General features: G+C 50.8%; 1 protein-coding gene. It reads right to left on the bottom strand.

Annotated elements, in window-relative coordinates; all coding sequences use genetic code 11:
• On the bottom strand, positions 1 to 951 hold a 951-nt coding region (locus FC65_RS10840; RefSeq protein WP_056972761.1), incomplete at both ends, for an IS30 family transposase.

The following is a 951-nucleotide window of genomic DNA, read 5'->3' as shown; positions in this document are numbered from 1 at the left end:
CAGCGGCGGGGACGGTGATTCAGCGTGTCTTGAACCAACTGCAGATCCACTAATGAGAGGTTTTTAAAGGAATGCCCCTTTGGGAAGAACTCTCTTAATTGACCATTCACATTCTCATTAGTGCCCCGTTCCCAGGGAGAATATGGATGGGCAAAGTAGATTTCCGTTCCTTGAACCTGATTTAAACTAGCGAATTCCGAGCCGTTGTCAAACGTGATCGTCCGAAAGTTTTCTGCACCGTAATCATCAATCGTATCTTGGAGGGCTTGCCGGCAAGTCTCTGCCCGGTAATCAGGCAATTTAACGATAATTTCCATCCGGCTAACTCGCTCGGTTAACGTCATTAAAGCTGGTTCGGACTCAACCCGTTTGGCTTTCACTAAGTCGCCTTCCCAATGGCCCAACTCCTGACGTTTCCGAACCACTGCGGGCCGGTCTTCAATGGACTGTCCAAGCCGTTTTTTATTCAGGCGGGCATGTCGGTGATTCGGGCGTTTAACGCGGCGACGTAGCTTCATGGGTAAATCATAGTTGTGAAGCTCCGGGAGCTTGCCAGCCTCGATATACCGATAGACCGTAGCCGTTGATGGGCAGGGAAAGCCCGGGTAATGAGCTTTGAAATAGTGGACATACGTATCGACACTGAAAACTCGTGGCTTAGCTTTTAAAGCTTTCGGCAGGGACTTGAAGAACACGGCAGCCCGCTGCAGTAAACCTTTGGGGTGACACTTGGCCCGCTGTTCTCGATAGTAAGCCGCCCCGCGCTCGGCAAAGTAGCCCTGATATGACCGATGTTTCTGGGAATCAATCTGGGTGGTTAACCCGCGTTTTAATTCGCGAGAAATGGTGCTGGGACTCCGGTGAAGCCGGCTGGCGATCTGACGAACGCCAAATCCTAATCGAGTCAGGGACTCAATTTGACCGCGTTCAAAAGATTGGAGTTGTTGGTAA

The sequence above is a fragment of the Ligilactobacillus acidipiscis DSM 15836 genome (assembly GCF_001435755.1).
Taxonomy (GTDB): Bacteria; Bacillota; Bacilli; order Lactobacillales; family Lactobacillaceae; genus Ligilactobacillus; species Ligilactobacillus acidipiscis.
The sequence above is the reverse complement of the archived record's forward strand: the minus strand, read 5'-3'. Positions and strand labels throughout refer to the sequence as shown.